The organism is Pantoea sp. Pa-EAmG (assembly GCF_030024295.1).
GTDB classification, from domain to species: Bacteria; Pseudomonadota; Gammaproteobacteria; order Enterobacterales; family Enterobacteriaceae; genus Pantoea; species Pantoea dispersa.
Map to the genome: position 1 here is coordinate 1 of NZ_JASEWO010000117.1, position 15,053 is coordinate 15,053.

A 15,053-nucleotide genomic window follows, 5' to 3' on the forward strand; every position below is an offset into this window, starting at 1 on the left:
ACATTAATATCGAAACGTGGAGCCGGCTCGCAATAAGCGTTTTGCGTTTGCACGGTAACTGCAAAGCTTTGTGAGCATTCAGGCCGCCATACATGACGGCCTGATGCAGTTAATCAATTCTCATTCGATTTGAGTGAAGGCAGTTTCGATACCAGACGCAGTGACACCGTCAGGCCTTCCAGCTGGTAGTGCGGACGCAGGAAGAATTTCGCGGCGTAGTAGCCCGGGTTATCTTCCTGCTCTTCCACGCTCACCTCGGCGGCAGCCAGCGGCTTACGCGATTTGGTTTCCTGTGACGAGTTCGCCGGGTCGCCGTCGACGTAGCTCATCACCCAATCGTTCAGCCAGCGCTCCATTTCATCACGCTCGCGGAATGAACCGATCTTGTCGCGCACAATGCACTTGAGGTAGTGCGCGAAGCGGCAGCAGGCAAACAGATACGGCAGGCGTGCAGCCAGACGTGCGTTGGCGGTCGCATCGGCATCATGGTATTCCGCAGGCTTTTGCAGCGACTGCGCACCAATAAAGGCAGCAAAGTCGGAGTTTTTGCGGTGCACCAGCGGCATGAAGCCGTTTTTCGCCAGCTCGGCTTCACGACGATCGCTGATGGCAATCTCCGTCGGGCACTTCATGTCTACGCCGCCGTCATCACTCGGGAAGGTGTGGCACGGCAGGTTTTCAACCGCACCGCCAGACTCGACGCCGCGGATGGCGGTGCACCAGCCGTACTCTTTGAACGATCGGTTGATGTTAGCTGCCATGGCGTAGGCGGCGTTGCTCCAGGTGTAGCCGTTGTGATTTGAGCCGTCGGTCTGCTCTTCAAAATCAAAGCTATCCACCGGATTGGTGCGAATGCCATACGGCAGGCGCGCCAGGAAGCGCGGCATGACCAGGCCGAGATAGCGGGCATCTTCCGATTCACGCAGGCTGCGCCAGGCGGCATATTCGGTGTTCTGGAAGATTTTGGTCAGATCGCGCGGGTTCGCCAGCTCCTGCCATGACTCCATCTGCATGACGGTCGGCGCGGTACCGGTGATGAACGGGCAGTGTGCCGCCGCGCTGATACGCGCCATTTCGCCCAGCAGCTCCACGTCCTGCGGGCTGTGATCGAAATAGTAATCGCCCACCAGGCAGCCAAACGGTTCGCCACCGAACTGACCGTACTCCTGCTCATAAATCTTCTTAAACAGCGGACTCTGATCCCAGCCAGCGCCTTTAAAACGCTTCAGGCTGCGTCCCAGCTCCTGCTTGGAGATGCTCATGAAACGGATTTTCAGCATCTCGTCGGTTTCGGTGTTATTCACCAGGTAGCTCAGACCGCGCCACGCGCTCTCCAGCTGCTGAAACTCTTCATGATGAATAATCTGGTTGATCTGCTGTGACAGCTTGTCGTCAATCTCAGCGATCAGCGCCTGGATGGTACGATAGGTATCGTTCGAGATGGTGACGGTGTTTTCCAGCGCCTGCTGCGCCAGCGTCTTCACGGCACTTTCGACGGCTGCACGCGCCTGATCGCTGGTTGGACGAAATTCTTTGTTCAGCAGGGCGCTGAGTTCATTCTCGCTGTAGTGCGAGGCGCCCTGTTGCTGCTGATGCGAAGACTGGGTCATGATTACTCCTCCTTACCTTCAGCGCTTTCATCCTGCTTCGGCAGATGGGTCAGCGCTTTCAACAGCGTTGGATCCTGCAGAATCTTGCCGATCAGCTCTTCCGCACCATTTTTGCCGTCCATGTAGGTCAGCAGATTCGAAAGCTGGGTACGCGCTTCCAGCAGGTTGCTCAGCGGTTCGACTTTGCGGGCAATCGCATCCGGTGAGAAATCGTCCATGCTCTCAAAGGTCAGTTCGACGTTAAGTTTGCCTTCGCCGTTGAGCGTGTTATCCACCTGAAACGCCGCGCGCGGCTTCAGCGCTTTCATGCGCTCATCGAAGTTATCGATATCAATTTCCAGGAATTTACGCTCATCAAGGCTCGCCTGCGGCTCGAGTGGTTTACCGACCAGGTCCGCCATGACGCCCATCACAAACGGCAGCTGGATTTTGCGTTCCGCGCCATAAATTTCCACGTCATATTCAATCTGAACGCGAGGCGCGCGATTGCGGGCAATGAACTTCTGCCCACTGGATTTCGTTGGTGCCATGGTTTTCTCCATTAAGGGTGCGCGGGTAAAGTTTCGCAGGAGGCGCGCAGGTCTCGCTGCGTTGAGTTGTTACGCTCGCTTAGTCGCGGCGTCCAAAGATATTTTCCAGCTGATGCACGCCGTCTGGCGCCAGATCGCGGATGATGTCCATAAAATCGAGCTCAATCAGCCGTTGTACGCGGTCGATCATCAGCGGTGCCGGATGGCTGGGCTCGTGCTGAGCAAAGTAGTGCTTCACCTTCTCCAGCATCAGCTGCGCATCGGCGCGCGAACTGAGCTGCACGCTGCGCCAGTCAGCCGTGCGGACCGCTGCGGCGGGCGCGGCGACGCTCGGTTCCGGCGGCTGCTCTGTTACCACGGCCGGCTGCAGCGTGCTGAGGTCAGTGGCCTGACAGCGTTCGGCGATCATGGCGATCTGCCTGCGCAGCTGCGACAGCTCCGGCACCGCCGCTTCACCCAGCTGTTCGGTCAGAGTTTCGGTAATGGTTTGCAAACGCTCACTTATCTGTAGCACCGCTTCAATACCGGGCTGCTCGCCGCGCGCCAGCTCATCGGTCAGGCGCGGCAGACCGCCAGGATAGTCCGCGACTTCGGTCTTGCTGCCGTCGCACAGCGCTGCGGCATCGCGCAGCGTGATGCCATCCGAGGCGTAGCGCAGCAGCCAGCTCTGGCGTACCGCGCTGCTCAGCGCTGATTTATCGCCCAGCAGCGCCACCGCGTTGATGCGGTAGAACGGATCCTGTTCGCCGTACTCTTCCAGTCGCGGCCACAGCGGCTCCCAGTACAGCAGCAGCGCCTGCTCAATCAGCTTCAGCCCCTGCGCATAGCCCGGCAGCCCTTTCAGCTCGGTCCAGGCGTGAGTAAGCGCTAACATCACTCGCAGGTCTTTGCTGCGGCTGAGCAAGTCAATCGCCAGCTTTTCGACTTTATTCCAGTCCGCTGATTCAGCCGGGATAATGGTCTCGCCAAACTGCTGTTCGGCTTTACCGGTACTGGCCTGCTCCATCGCCTGGTAATCCGCGTGATACTCCAGGTTGTCGCCGCAGGGGTTATCACTGCTGACCGGCGCCAGCAGCGCGTCAATATTCATCGTCATAGCGGTTGGCCTCAGGATTCAAACATCGGAGGATAAAGTCCGTTTCGTCCGGGTTTTGCCCCTCCGGCCGGGTCGAACAGCAGTGAGAACAGCTGTGCGGTGAAGTTGCCGCTGTGCACCTGAGTGTAAAGCGGGAAACCGTCGCTCTGGTTTGTCCACCAGAAGCTGGTGTAAAACTGCGGGTCGAAGCTGTCACCCGGCAGTTTCCAGTTGAGCGTCGACGGCTCGCCGTCGCCAATCACCTGTAAAATGTCCGACTGTTCGCCGTCAGTCTGCGGCTGCTGGGGCTGCGGAATGCTCAGCAGCGCCTGGTCGAGTTGCTCTGGCGTACCGCCGTTTTGCACCACGCGCAGCAGCATATTGCCGACCTGCTGATACCACTCGCCCGAGCGGGCCAGCAGCGCCGGTGACCACTCGGCAGGGGTAAAATGGCGCAGCGCGCACAGCGGATAGTTGCGGCCGACGCTGTCGCGGGCGGCAATCAGGCAGCCCATCTGGATCAGCTGACTGCCGAGCATCGGCGGCACGACAAAATTCCACACCGGCGCTTTGAGAAAGGCGCGCGACGGGGCGTTTTTACTCTCTTCACTGGTTTGCCAGTGATGCAGTCCGACCTGAAACCAGTTCGACCACTGCCGGTACAGCACATCGGGGAAGCGTCGCTTCACAAAGTCACCCGAGCTGGGCAATTTGCCGTACCAGCCGGGTGCTGCGTAATGAGTCATTATCAGGTCCTGTTTCAGGGGCAGCTAAAGCCGGGAAGCTGGAACGGGTTACGAATACTGCCAGGGGTGAACGACAACGTGACCTGATGGCCATCGACGTTAAAACTGGCCTCGCGGGTCAGGCCACCGACCGCGGTTACACGAGCGCGATCGAAGAAGCGGTTCAGCGCCCATGGACCGCTGGTCACCAGCGTTGAGGTGGTGCCGTTGGTCAGACCAAGCTGCATCCGCACCTGGCTGGTGCCGCCCGGTCCGGGCCAGCTCACCATCTGCACCGCCTGCGGGCCATGGCTGTAACGCAGAATCTGGCCGTCGACGTCGAGCGTCAGGTTAAGGATGTCGTTATCCATCTTCACCGTGCGCAGCGTGACGCGGAACGACGGCGTGGTCGCCCCGTTAGCAAAGAAGGCATCACGAATCGACTGCGCCTGCTGGAACGGACGCAGCAGCGCTTCACCGCCCGGCAGCGTTTTGCCATCGATGCCCGGCGTGAAGCGCCACGCGGCGTTGGTGGTATCCACTTTGCTGGCCAGATTGTCGCGGAAGAAGCTGTCCATCAGCCCGCTGCCCGGCGCGAACATGCGCGCCAGATCGTCCGGCGTCACTTCGCTGCGCGCATTGCGCACCAGCGGATAACGGCCGGCGATTGCCTGGCGGCAGAAGCTGCCCACTTCCATGGTGATGCGCTTGCGCACGTTATCCATATCGCGGCGCTGTGCATCGCTGCTGGCGCCCACGGCCATGCTGGAAACCATATTCTGCAGCGAACCCGGTAAGCGACCGGCGCTGGCCTGCAGACGACTGATGGCATCGCCGGACGGCGGCGGCATGCCGCTGTTGGCCGCGTCCTGCACCGCCGTCAGATAGCGGTAGAGATCGTCGATCTGATGCAGAAAATCATCTACCGCCAGCACCTTACTGCCCTGCAGCAGCGGCTGTGCCAGTTCAAGGATGGGAGCGAAGTGCACCGCCACCGCCTGTTCCGGTGCCTGCTGCGTTGCGCCCTGGCCCGACGCCGCGCTGGCTTTGGAGGAACTGAACAGCGCTTCTAAAGTGCGCGTGGCGCTGTTGCCCGTCGCCGGCTGTGCCTGGGTACTTTGCTCATCCGGCTGTGCGCGGTTCAGCGTCAGCAGCTTACTGAGGTTAACCACCAGCTGGCGCAGCGGCGAGTGGTTGCCCGACAGCAGACGTGCGGTGTTGATGCGCTGCGACAAATCCGCGCTGCTGTTGAGCTGGATATCGCTGAGGAACTGCTCCCACTGGCGGATGTAATCCTGCACGTAGAGCTGGCGCACCGCGAGATCGGTCTGCTGACTGTTCTCCGGCGACGCAACGCCGCCCAGCACCCAGACATCATCCTGGAATAGCGCCTGCGTGACCGGTGCGATTTGTTTATCGACGTGCTGCCAGTAACCGTCTGGCGTGAACAGGCCGGCCACGCCGTCATTGACTGATTTGCCGCTTTTGCGTGAAAACACCAGCTCACTCTGCGGCCCGCCCAGCGCCGCGAGGGTGACCGGTTGCAGGCTGCCGTCACGCTGCAGCAGGCGCTTCAGGCGTCCGTAGACGCGCTGCGACAGCGGCATTTGGTTAATCAGCACCTGCTCGCGCTTTACCAGCGCGTCATCCTTCGCGTACGGCGAGGACTGAATCTGTGTCTCCAGCAGTTGCTGCAGATGCCACGCCAGCTGTTTCACTTCCTGCTGCGTCACGTTTTGCGGCAGTTCTCGGCTAATATTCAGCATCAGCCAGGCATGCAGGAATTTGCCGTCATAATGTTTTGGCTGATACAGCATCTGGTAAGCTTTCAGCGCTTCGTAGCTGTAATCCGCATCGCTGCCGTTGTCGTTGCGCAGCCAGCGGGTGATGTTTTGCGCCACCTGCGGCAGCAGCAGCTGTTTTAGCGCTTTGTCATACAGGGTGCGCGTGGCGTCGCTGACTTCGGTACCGCGATACAGCCCCATGCGGCGCGTCAGCGGGGGATCTTCCAGCGAGAAGTCGGCGCTTTTCGGCAGCTGCAGCAGCGTGTTGAGATACGGCACCAGCGCAAACAGATCGCCATTGCCCTGGCGTTCCAGCTGTTGTCCCAGTTGCTCCACCTGCGGCGTTTTACCCGCCATCTCCTGCAAATAGGCTTTGTTTTTACTGTAGCTGGTGAGCCATAGTGCTCCGGCAATCAGTACCAGCACCAGCAGCGCCAGATAGCCGGACCACAATCCGGCGCGATTGCGCAGCTCCCACCAGCGGTTACTGCCCGCCAGGCCCGACTCCTGGAAGATGACATTTTCCAGCACGCCTTTCAGGAAGAAGCTCTGGCCTTTGTTCGGCGGGATCGGTGACTCTTTGTCGACCTGGTCCCAGCTGCCGGACTCACCGCTGCGCTGTCCCGGCAGATGCAGGGCGCGGCTCAGCTCGCCCATTACGCGGTCAAACGGTAGTCCTTCCTGAGTACCGCTGGCGAAATAGATACCACGCGGCGCGAACTGGGTTTCGAAATCCGAACGGGCAAACAGCGTATCCAGCGCCTCCGCCAGCAGCGGGCGTAGCGCAGCGAACTCCTGCGGAAACAGATAGCTCTCCGCCCGCGCCTGCGCATCGCTTTCCGCTAACAGCGTATCGGCCAGGCCGGCATCCAGACGCTGCTGCAGCAGTGAATACTCCTGCTGAAACTGGCTGTTGAGCTCAAACTCTGCGGTCGACGCCTGCGCCCATGGGAAGGTAAAGCCCCAGATTTGCTCGCGCTGGGTTTTATCCAGCGAAGCGAAGTAGCTGCGGAAACCTTTTAGCAGGTCGGTTTTGGTGATCAGCACATAAACCGGGAAGCGAATGCCAAGGCGATCGTGCAGCTCCATCAGCCGCTGACGCAGTGCGATCGCCTGATTGCGCTGCGCTTCCGGCGATTGCGTCAGTAAATCGGAGACGCTGAGCGTGACAATCACGCCATTGACGGGCTGACGGCCGCGATATTTGCGCAGCAGGTCGAGAAAGTGATGCCACTCGCTGGCGTCGCGCTCCTGCTGACTCTCCTGGGTGGTATAGCGGCCAGCGGTATCCAGCAGCACCGCTTCGTTGGTGAACCACCAGTCGCAGTTGCGCGTGCCGCCGATGCCGCGCAGCGCCGCTTTGCCGAACTTGTCCGCCAGCGGGAACTGCAGCCCGGAGTTGACCAACGCGGTGGTTTTACCGGCACCCGGTGCGCCAATGATCATGTACCACGGCAGCTGGTAGAGGTATTGATGGCTGAAGCGCTGCGCCCAGAAAGGCGCGCCCTTGCTGCTGGCGCGCTGGAAGTGCGCTTTTTTCAGCATGTCGGTGGCTTCGGAGAAACGGCTCGCCAGCACCTGCTCTTCATTGGTCAGGCGTTTGCGGTCCTGCTCCGGCGCATCGCTTTTGCTGGTTTCGAGGCTCGACATCAGTTTGCGGTTGAGCCAGAAGTTATACAGGCGCGGAATCGCCTGGCTCAGCCCCCAGACCAGATAGAGCAGCGCAATACTGATGATGCGGTTCTGCTCTGGCTCCAGCGGCCGCGAGTCGACAATGGAAAACACCGGGCCAATCACCCAGATGATAAAGGAGAGCGCGGTAATGCCGACAAAACCCCAGGCGAGGCGGCTGGTCAGCACCGCAAAAAGCATATTCAGCATGGATTAGTTCCCTCTCGCCAGGCCGTTGAGTTCCGCTTGCGTCGCATCCGGCGCGACCAGCAGAGTAATTTCTACGCGACGGTTGCGGGCGCGATTCTCCGCGCTGGTGTTCGGCACCAGCGGATGGCTTTCGCCACGCCCTTCGGCTTTAACCCGCGACGGTTGTGCCAGCTGCTGCTGCAGCAGGGTTTGCACCGACTGCGCGCGCGCCAGCGAGAGTTCATAGTTGGAGGCGAAGCGGGCGCTGCGAATCGGCACGTTGTCGCTGTAGCCAATCACCAGAATCTTCCCGCTGACGTTATTCATCGCGGCGGCAATGCGCTGAATCACCGCATCGTAGCGGCCACGCACTTCGGTGGATGCCGAGGCGAACAGGCCATCGCCCTTGAGCGTGACCACGCTCTGGTCGGCTTCATCGCGCACCGCCACCAGGCCGGCATCAATTTCCGGCTTGAGGAACGCTTTCAGGTTCAGCGTGGCGGGCGGCGGCGGTGCCGGATTGCTGATTTTGACTTCCGGCAGCGCGGTCTGATAGATGCTGGCCAGCACCGGCGAGGTGTAGTCGCCGAGACGCCAGTTCAGGACGATGTAGAACAGGCAGGCAGCAAAGCCGGCCACCGCCGCACAGGCCCACAGTGGAATCATCGGCCGCCACAGCTTGCGCAGCACCGGCTGATCGGTGGGATGCGGTGACAGCGCCGCCGGGTAACTGCCGCGCACGCTTTTGATCATCTGCAGCAGACGCTGTTTGATGGTTTCCAGCTGCGAACGCCCGTTATCCAGCACGCGGTAGCGCCCTTCAAAGCCGAGCAGCAGGCAGAAATAGATCAGCTCCAGCAGCAGGATGTGCTGACGCGGGTTTTGCGACAGCTTGGCCAGCAGCTGAAAGAACTTCTCACCGCCCCAGGTTTCATTGTGAAACGTCACCAGCAGGCCGTTGCTGGTCCACACGCCGCGGCTGCCCCACGGCGTCAGCGCCGCCGCTTCATCCAGCGCGGTGCACAGGCAGTAGCGCGCGCCGACGATCACTTCATAACTCAGCCCCGACTGCTGGCAGCTAAGCTCAAAGCGACGGATCTGATCGATCAGCTGCTGGCGCAGCCGCGCCGGATCGTCGTGCGAGACGGAGTGGCGAATCTGCGGAATCGCGTTAATCAGCGGATTCGCCGCGGCGACCAGCACATTCTGATGGCTGACATCCTGCTGTGTGACGTCACTGTTCGGTTTCTGTTGTTCCTGCATCATGCGGCGTGCTCAGTTTTGATTATTCTGACTGACTACGAATGGCCCAGAACTCCATGTTCAGGCCCGGAAACTCACCGGCCAGATGCAGCGCAAAGGCACCTGAGCGCTCCATCTCCTGCCACAGCTCGCTGTTCTTATCGAGCTCAAAATAGCTGTAGCCGGCATGCCACGGGATTTGCGGCGGCGCGCCCGGCATGGCTTTCAGCGCCAGTCCCGGCAGCTGCAGCTGCACCAGATCGCGGATTTTGGTGACGGGCGCGACTTTCATCTGCGCCGGGAAGTGGGTTTTCAGCGCTTCGGCTGGCACGCTGGCTTTGACCGCCAGCACAAAGCCGAACTCGCGTACCATACTGCTTTCCGGCACCGTGGCCACGTTGAGGCCGTGCGAGCGCTGCGTCAGCGGCAGCTGGATGGCGCTCTCTTCCATCACCTGCGACAGTCCCTGGCGCAGCAGCAGCGTTAAGCGGGCAAAGCAGCTGTACAGATCGTCATGGTCATACAGCGGCAGCGCGTCCGGGGTGCGCGCCGGCATCCAGCTGCTCAATTCAGCGGCCAGCTGCAGCCAGTGACTGTAGAGCGTTTCCGGGTGCAGCAGCGGCAGATGCTGTAAGTGCGCGTGCAGGCCAAGCTGACGATTGAGTAAGGTCAGCAGCATAAAATCGACCATGTCGGCACTGTTAAAACGGCCGGTACCCGGCGTGCGCTGGCTCAGCTGCTGGCTGCGCTGCTGAATCAGGCCGTGCAGGTCATTGAGCATGCTCTGCAGCGGCCGGCTGGCGTTGAGCGTCAGCATCGGCGGAATGTAATCGGTGTCGAGGCGCACGTGGTTATCGCTGCGTTTTTCAATCACCTGCGCCACGCCCATCGCCGTCCATTCCGCGGTGAGATCCTGTTCCAGCATCAGGCGCAGGCGCAGTTTGCCGAACTGAACGGTGGCAGCGCCGACCGCCTGAGCGTTGTCATCTTCGACTTCGGCTTCCCACGCCAGATAGCGCGCTAGTGAATCCTGCGTCTCCTGAAACGCCACCGCTTCGCGCCCGTTGCGCCGGGCCGGGATCGCCAGTACCACTTTGCTGCGATCGACATTCGCCGGCAGATCCAGCGGGGCCGGACCGTGCTGTGGCTGGCTGAAAGAGAAAAAGGTGCCGTCAGGCAGACATCCGCTGGCGGCACTCAGCGCCAGTTTTCCCTGGCGCAACAGCGCTTCATCAAATTCGAGATCAAAAAACCCCCAGGTGTAGGCGCGCTGCGACTGCCCCCACTCGCGCAGGGTGCTGTGTAGAAAATTTTCCGACTGCTGGAAATGGTGAGGGCGCAGGAACATCCCCTCGGTCCAGACAACCTTTTCGGCTCGGTTCATAGGCATCCTTACTGCTTAACCACGCGCAGGCCGTTGATATCCGCCACAACGCGGGCATTCAACTCACCATCGTTATTTTTCCAGAACTGCCAGAATGCGCTGTCGTCGCCATCCGGGAAGGGCAGCGCGAGGCGCCAGACTTTACCGTCCAGCGCCTGATACTCGGCCATGATGCCGATGAAGCGCGCTTCCGGCAGGCTTTTCGCGCTGAGGGTTTTACTCAGCTGACCTGACATCAGGAAGAACTGCTGATTGTTGAGCAGCGTGCTGCCCAACGCGGTGGCGGGCTGGTTCTGCAGGGAGTAGAAATCAGCGGACATGAATTCCGCATCGGAGGTCAGCAACATCACCCGGACTTTGAGCGGCGCACCCGCGTTGATCTGCGGATGCGCCTGAAAGTCGAGATTGTAGCGTGCAACCGGCGCCGGACTGTTGCTGCTGCAGGCGGCCAGCAGGCAAGCCAGCAGCAGTAATCCGGCGCGGCGGAGAGAAATCATCGTCATCATTCAGCCCTCCCTGCTTACCGTGTTAGTTGATGATCCAGGTGCCGCTGTTGCTGTTCTGGCACGCTTTGCTGTCGCCATCCACCGCGACGCAGGTCTTTTTCTTGCTGCTGGCGCGGGCGCGACGCTTCGGCTGATCCGCTTTGATGGTCTGCTCATACAGCGCGCTTTTCACCACCGCGCGGAACGGGACATAACCGATCAGCTGCACCGCAGGCTGAGCCGCCGGCTGCTGCGCGTTTTTGTCATCGGCCGGTGCAGTCTCAGGCTGCGCTTCGTCTGCGGCCTGCGCCGACTCGCCAAGTGCCAGCCAGTTGTTTTCAACCTGGCCAATCACGGTGTAGGTTTCACCGCTTTTCAGCGTATCCACCACTTTGCCGCCGAAGCTGGGGCGGGTCATGATCGAAGCCGGATAGAGCGCGCGATAAGCCTCGTTCACCGGGCTGAACTGTGCCGGCGGCTGGACGGCATAACGGTGCGACAGCGTGACGCCGTCAACGGTGCTGCTGACAATAGTGTCGTCTGTCATCTTTGGCGGTGCTTTACAGCCAGCCACTGCGAAAACAAACATCAGGCCCAACGCCATACGGAGATTCACCATTTTCTTCATGTTTAGTTCCATTAACGCCTAAAAAGTGGCCAGAGGCCGGTTAAGAGCAAAATGAACCGTGCACACGGCGGGAGCCGGCGTCGATTCAGTACCAGTTAAAAAGTTGACCCTTTAATGAGTGTGGCTAACGCATCGCGCCAGCGAGGCAAAAATTGATCAGTCTGAATTAAGTATTAAAAATGCAACATTAGTGACAAGGATGATGTCGGAAGAATTCCGATCGTTTCACAAACGATCAGCAACATGATCAATTTTTGCTAAGCGAAGGGGTTGGCCACAGCCAAACCTCGGTTTCTCTTATGCCATCCCTGGGTTAAAAACTATCACGTTCAATGAATCTGGTTAATCGGTAACGATTAAGAGGATAACAGCAACAACTTACGGCATTCGCTGGCAGCATTGCTATTTATTGAGATATATCAACAAAATATAAAAGACTGGAAACATCATAGCTACCGCACGAGCCAGGTAAAACCTGCCCGTGAGCATGCAATCACAATCCATTTGTTAATGTCTGACGGAAGTTTACAGAAGCCTGACAAAATTTCAACGCGCCGCTAGCAGAGGAAATTAGTTCAGTAAAGGTTAACAAATATTTTTAATGCAAATTTGCGTCACTTTTGCCCGTAAACCTAAGACTATTCTTAGCAATCCATTAAAACTGTGAAAGATTGTAAATGAAAGATGAAAATTTGCTCGCGCGATCATTAAAAATTGTCATAAAAAAAATGGCGCTGAGCGGCACGCATTTTGTCTGCGCGCGATAAAACTCAGGCAGGCGGTAAAAAAGGGGTGATAAAGGCAAACTGGCAGTTAAAAAAACCAGCCAGGCGGACCAGGCTGGTTTAATTCGCTAAAATAGCAGGTATCGGGATTGTTAAGCAGTCAGAATAGATTGCAGCTCAGGCAAGGTTTTCACCTGCCAGGTGGGCGTGATGTGCGCCGGCAGCGGACGCGTGCCGTGATCGATCCAGCAGGTTTTCACGCCGGCATTCATACCACCGAGAATATCTGATTCCGGCGTGTCGCCGACCATTAATACCCGGCGGCGATCGGGATTGCCCAGCAGCTGCAGCGTATGGTCAAAAATCGCCGCGTCCGGCTTGGGTACGCCCACCTGTTCGGAGATCACCAGCGCGTCAAAGTAGTCACGGAAACCGGTGCGTTCAAGGCGCGCCTGCTGCAGCGCCGTAAAACCGTTGGTGATGATAGCGATTTTTACCTTGCCCTTGAGCGTATCCAGCAGGCGGGCTGCGCCATCCAGCGGCAGGCAGATCTCGGCCATCGCATTAAGAAAGTCGCTGTTAAGCACTTCCGGCGCCACGCGCAGTTTTTCGCCCCACAGCGTGAAGCGGCGCGTCTGGAGCTGTAACGCTGAAATGGTGCCGTTCTGGTAATCGACCCACAGCGGTTTGTTGACGGCCTGATAATCAGCGTAATCCTGATCGCTGAAGTGCACGTCGTAGCTGGCAAACATGCGCTGCAGGCCGGCGAAGGCGTCAAAGTGGAAAAGTGTGTCATCCGCATCGAACAGGATGCAGTCCCAGTCGTTTAACATAGTGCCCCTTTTGAATAACGTCAGAGCGTGAGCGCCATGATGATGGCATCCTCGCGCCCGCTGGCGGTGGGATAGTAGTTTGGCCGCACGCTGACCTGATGAAAATCCAGCTGCTGATACAGCGCAATGGCGGGCTGATTGGAGGCGCGTACCTCCAGCCACAGCGTCATCACCGCACGCTGCTCCAGTTCGGCAATCAGCTGCTGTAGCAGCTGACGCGCATAGCCGCGGCGCTGGAACGCGGGATCGACCGCGATGTTGAACAGCGACGCTTCATCCAGCACCACCTGGGTGATGGCGAAGCCGGCCAGCTGGCCGTCCGCGTGCAGGCAAAGATTGACGTAACGTTCGCCCTGATTGCTGGCAAAGGTCTGCTCGCTCCACGGAAACGCATGCGCGTGGCGCTCGATCTCCAGCAGCCGCGGCTGTAAATCAGGGGTGATGAAAGAGATGGCTGTCATGGTTACACATCTGTTGCCACAGCGCGCGTTTGGCCGCGCCGCTGCTGATTAATTCATTGAAAACGGCGCTGGTGAACGTGATGCCGTTAAAAGGATGATCGCTGGTCACGCCCAGCAGCCAGCCAGCACAGTCGACCTGCTCCGGCAGCATCGGCAGCTGTTCTGGCGTCAGCGTCATTACCTGCCCCGGCTGAATGCTCAGCGTCCGTAGTACGTCGCGCACCAGCGGCTCCTGCAGATCCGGCGCCTGCTCAGCGACCAGCACCAGCCGCGTGTCCGGCGTTAGCGTGACGGCAATTTCGCCTTGCAGCACGCGCGGACGTCGCAGCTGATACTGCGTAATCCCCATTTGCTGTAGAAGCCAGTCGCGCCTTGTGCTCATGCTATTACCCGTTATGCTGCCAGAATGCGACGCTATGCTAGCAAACCCATCGAACATGCGCCAACAAAGCACTATAATCCCCGCTCTGATTTAACAGGAGCGTTCCATGTCTGCTTTTACCCCGGCCAGCGAAGTGATTCTGCGCCACAGTGATGAATTTACCGCCCGCCACGTACTGTTCGCCGGCGACCTGCAGGATGACCTGCCCGCCCAGCTGGAGACCGCGTCGAGCCGCGTGCACACTCAGCAGTACCATCACTGGCAGAACCTCAGCCGTCGCCTCGGTGAACGGGCAGTGTACGGGCTGGTGGCCGGTGCGGCCGACGTAGCCGGTTGCGACACGCTGGTCTATTTCTGGCCGAAGAACAAACCGGAAGCGCAGTTCCAGCTGCAAAACCTGCTGTCGCTGCTGCCGCTGGGCTGCGATATTTTTGTCGTCGGTGAAAACCGCAGCGGCGTGCGCAGCGCCGAAGGCATGCTGGAGAACTGGGCGACGCTGGAGAAGATCGACAGCGCGCGCCGCTGCGGGCTGTATCACGGCCAGCTGACGCAGCAGGCCAGCTTTGACGCCAGCGCGTTCGGCAATCGCTATCAGCTGGACGATCTCACCATTCATACCCTGCCAGGCGTGTTCAGCCGCGACGGGCTGGATATCGGCAGCGATCTGCTGCTTTCCACTCTTACGCCGCACACCAAAGGCAAAGTGCTGGATATCGGCTGTGGCAGTGGCGTATTAGCCGCCGCGCTGGCGCAGCATTCGCCGAAAGTCCGGCTGTGGCTGTGCGATGTGCACGCCGCCGCCATCGAGGCGAGTAAAGCCACGCTGGCCGCTAACGGCCTGGAAGGCGAAGTGTTTGCCAGTAACGTGTTCTCGGACGTCAGCGGCCGTTTTGATCTGATCATCTCTAACCCGCCGTTCCATGATGGTCTGCAAACCAGCCTTGATGCCGCCCACACGCTGATTCGCGGTGCGGTGAAGCATCTAAACAGCGGCGGCGAGCTGCGCATCGTGGCCAACGCCTTCCTGCCTTATCCGCAGGTGCTGGATGAAACCTTCGGTAACCATGAAGTGCTGGCGCAGACCGGCCGCTTCAAAGTGTATCGCGCCGTATATGGCCGCGGCGCGAAAGCGCGCTAAGCGTAGTAAAATCCGCGATGCGACGGGGAAAACGTTGCTTTTTGCAGCAGTCGTTTCACCGTCGCAAAATATGTGTTGACGCAATGAGTAAAATCTCTAAAATGCGCCTCCGTGGTTAGCAATACTGTAATGTATTGCAGGTAGGCGAAGGTGGCGGAATTGGTAGACGCGCTAGCTTCAGGTGTTAGTGT

General features: G+C 59.2%; 14 protein-coding genes. 1 reads left to right on the top strand and 13 read right to left on the bottom strand.

What is annotated here, in order from left to right:
• Nucleotides 1–113: 113 nt before the first annotated feature.
• From tssC to QMM04_RS15360, 12 genes are all read right to left on the bottom strand, one after another.
• The gene (tssC, locus tag QMM04_RS15305; RefSeq protein ID WP_021506787.1) at nt 114–1,610 is read right to left on the bottom strand and encodes a type VI secretion system contractile sheath large subunit; all 1,497 of its coding nucleotides are present in this window, start codon (nt 1,608–1,610) and stop codon (nt 114–116) included.
• A 2-nt stretch (nt 1,611–1,612) separates the two neighbouring features.
• A complete protein-coding gene (gene tssB / locus QMM04_RS15310; RefSeq protein WP_021506786.1) occupies nt 1,613–2,140 on the bottom strand; it encodes a type VI secretion system contractile sheath small subunit in 528 nt (175 codons plus the stop codon).
• Between the two features lie 79 nt (nt 2,141–2,219).
• A complete protein-coding gene (tssA, locus tag QMM04_RS15315; protein WP_241798648.1) occupies nt 2,220–3,230 on the bottom strand; it encodes a type VI secretion system protein TssA in 1,011 nt (336 codons plus the stop codon).
• 17 nt (nt 3,231–3,247) lie between these two features.
• Nucleotides 3,248–3,961 carry a type VI secretion system-associated protein TagF gene (gene tagF, locus QMM04_RS15320; protein ID WP_021506784.1) on the bottom strand — a complete coding sequence of 238 codons (714 nt, stop codon included), beginning with the start codon at nt 3,959–3,961 and terminating at the stop codon, nt 3,248–3,250.
• 14 nt (nt 3,962–3,975) lie between these two features.
• Nucleotides 3,976–7,605: a type VI secretion system membrane subunit TssM gene (gene tssM / locus QMM04_RS15325; RefSeq protein WP_282996461.1), complete on the bottom strand. Its 3,630-nt coding sequence runs from the start codon at nt 7,603–7,605 to the stop codon at nt 3,976–3,978.
• Between the two features lie 3 nt (nt 7,606–7,608).
• Entirely contained in the window at nt 7,609–8,850 is a 1,242-nt protein-coding gene (locus QMM04_RS15330) for a DotU family type VI secretion system protein (protein WP_021506782.1), read from the bottom strand.
• A 19-nt stretch (nt 8,851–8,869) separates the two neighbouring features.
• Nucleotides 8,870–10,210 carry a type VI secretion system baseplate subunit TssK gene (gene tssK / locus QMM04_RS15335; protein ID WP_058757167.1) on the bottom strand — a complete coding sequence of 447 codons (1,341 nt, stop codon included), beginning with the start codon at nt 10,208–10,210 and terminating at the stop codon, nt 8,870–8,872.
• Nucleotides 10,211–10,218: 8 nt separating this feature from the next.
• Nucleotides 10,219–10,716, bottom strand: coding sequence for a type VI secretion system lipoprotein TssJ (gene tssJ, locus QMM04_RS15340; protein ID WP_021506780.1), 498 nt, complete (start codon nt 10,714–10,716; stop codon nt 10,219–10,221).
• A 22-nt stretch (nt 10,717–10,738) separates the two neighbouring features.
• Nucleotides 10,739–11,335: an SH3 domain-containing protein gene (locus QMM04_RS15345; RefSeq protein ID WP_282996462.1), complete on the bottom strand. Its 597-nt coding sequence runs from the start codon at nt 11,333–11,335 to the stop codon at nt 10,739–10,741.
• 865 nt (nt 11,336–12,200) lie between these two features.
• Nucleotides 12,201–12,881 carry a pyrimidine 5'-nucleotidase gene (gene yjjG / locus QMM04_RS15350; protein ID WP_021506777.1) on the bottom strand — a complete coding sequence of 227 codons (681 nt, stop codon included), beginning with the start codon at nt 12,879–12,881 and terminating at the stop codon, nt 12,201–12,203.
• 20 nt (nt 12,882–12,901) lie between these two features.
• Complete coding sequence (rimI, locus tag QMM04_RS15355; protein ID WP_104188327.1) at nt 12,902–13,342, bottom strand: ribosomal protein S18-alanine N-acetyltransferase; 441 nt, start codon at nt 13,340–13,342, stop codon at nt 12,902–12,904.
• On the bottom strand, nt 13,314–13,724 hold the full coding sequence (locus tag QMM04_RS15360) for a DNA polymerase III subunit psi (protein WP_031279565.1): 411 nt from the start codon (nt 13,722–13,724) through the stop codon (nt 13,314–13,316). The genes rimI and QMM04_RS15360 overlap by 29 nt, the downstream gene beginning before the upstream one ends.
• A 106-nt stretch (nt 13,725–13,830) precedes the next feature.
• On the opposite strand from QMM04_RS15360, the gene rsmC reads away from it, so the two are divergent.
• Nucleotides 13,831–14,862: a 16S rRNA (guanine(1207)-N(2))-methyltransferase RsmC gene (gene rsmC / locus QMM04_RS15365; RefSeq protein WP_104188325.1), complete on the top strand. Its 1,032-nt coding sequence runs from the start codon at nt 13,831–13,833 to the stop codon at nt 14,860–14,862.
• Here the strand turns inward: rsmC and QMM04_RS15370 are convergent.
• The coding region (locus QMM04_RS15370; RefSeq protein ID WP_282996463.1) for a hypothetical protein at nt 14,859–15,053 on the bottom strand (195 nt) is incomplete at its 5' end. The genes rsmC and QMM04_RS15370 overlap by 4 nt on opposite strands.

Bases quoted from the DNA above. Each gene is read 5' to 3' on its own strand.
- tssM (WP_282996461.1), bottom strand. From the start codon at position 7,605: ATGCTGAATATGCTTTTTGCGGTGCTGACCAGCCGCCTCGCCTGGGGT.
- tssJ (WP_021506780.1), bottom strand. From the start codon at position 10,716: ATGATGACGATGATTTCTCTCCGCCGCGCCGGATTACTGCTGCTGGCT.
- QMM04_RS15360 (WP_031279565.1), bottom strand. From the start codon at position 13,724: ATGAGCACAAGGCGCGACTGGCTTCTACAGCAAATGGGGATTACGCAG.
- tssB (WP_021506786.1), bottom strand. From the start codon at position 2,140: ATGGCACCAACGAAATCCAGTGGGCAGAAGTTCATTGCCCGCAATCGC.
- tssK (WP_058757167.1), bottom strand. From the start codon at position 10,210: ATGAACCGAGCCGAAAAGGTTGTCTGGACCGAGGGGATGTTCCTGCGC.
- QMM04_RS15330 (WP_021506782.1), bottom strand. From the start codon at position 8,850: ATGATGCAGGAACAACAGAAACCGAACAGTGACGTCACACAGCAGGAT.
- yjjG (WP_021506777.1), bottom strand. From the start codon at position 12,881: ATGTTAAACGACTGGGACTGCATCCTGTTCGATGCGGATGACACACTT.
- rimI (WP_104188327.1), bottom strand. From the start codon at position 13,342: ATGACAGCCATCTCTTTCATCACCCCTGATTTACAGCCGCGGCTGCTG.
- QMM04_RS15345 (WP_282996462.1), bottom strand. From the start codon at position 11,335: ATGGAACTAAACATGAAGAAAATGGTGAATCTCCGTATGGCGTTGGGC.
- tssC (WP_021506787.1), bottom strand. From the start codon at position 1,610: ATGACCCAGTCTTCGCATCAGCAGCAACAGGGCGCCTCGCACTACAGC.
- tssA (WP_241798648.1), bottom strand. From the start codon at position 3,230: ATGAATATTGACGCGCTGCTGGCGCCGGTCAGCAGTGATAACCCCTGC.
- rsmC (WP_104188325.1), top strand. From the start codon at position 13,831: ATGTCTGCTTTTACCCCGGCCAGCGAAGTGATTCTGCGCCACAGTGAT.
- tagF (WP_021506784.1), bottom strand. From the start codon at position 3,961: ATGACTCATTACGCAGCACCCGGCTGGTACGGCAAATTGCCCAGCTCG.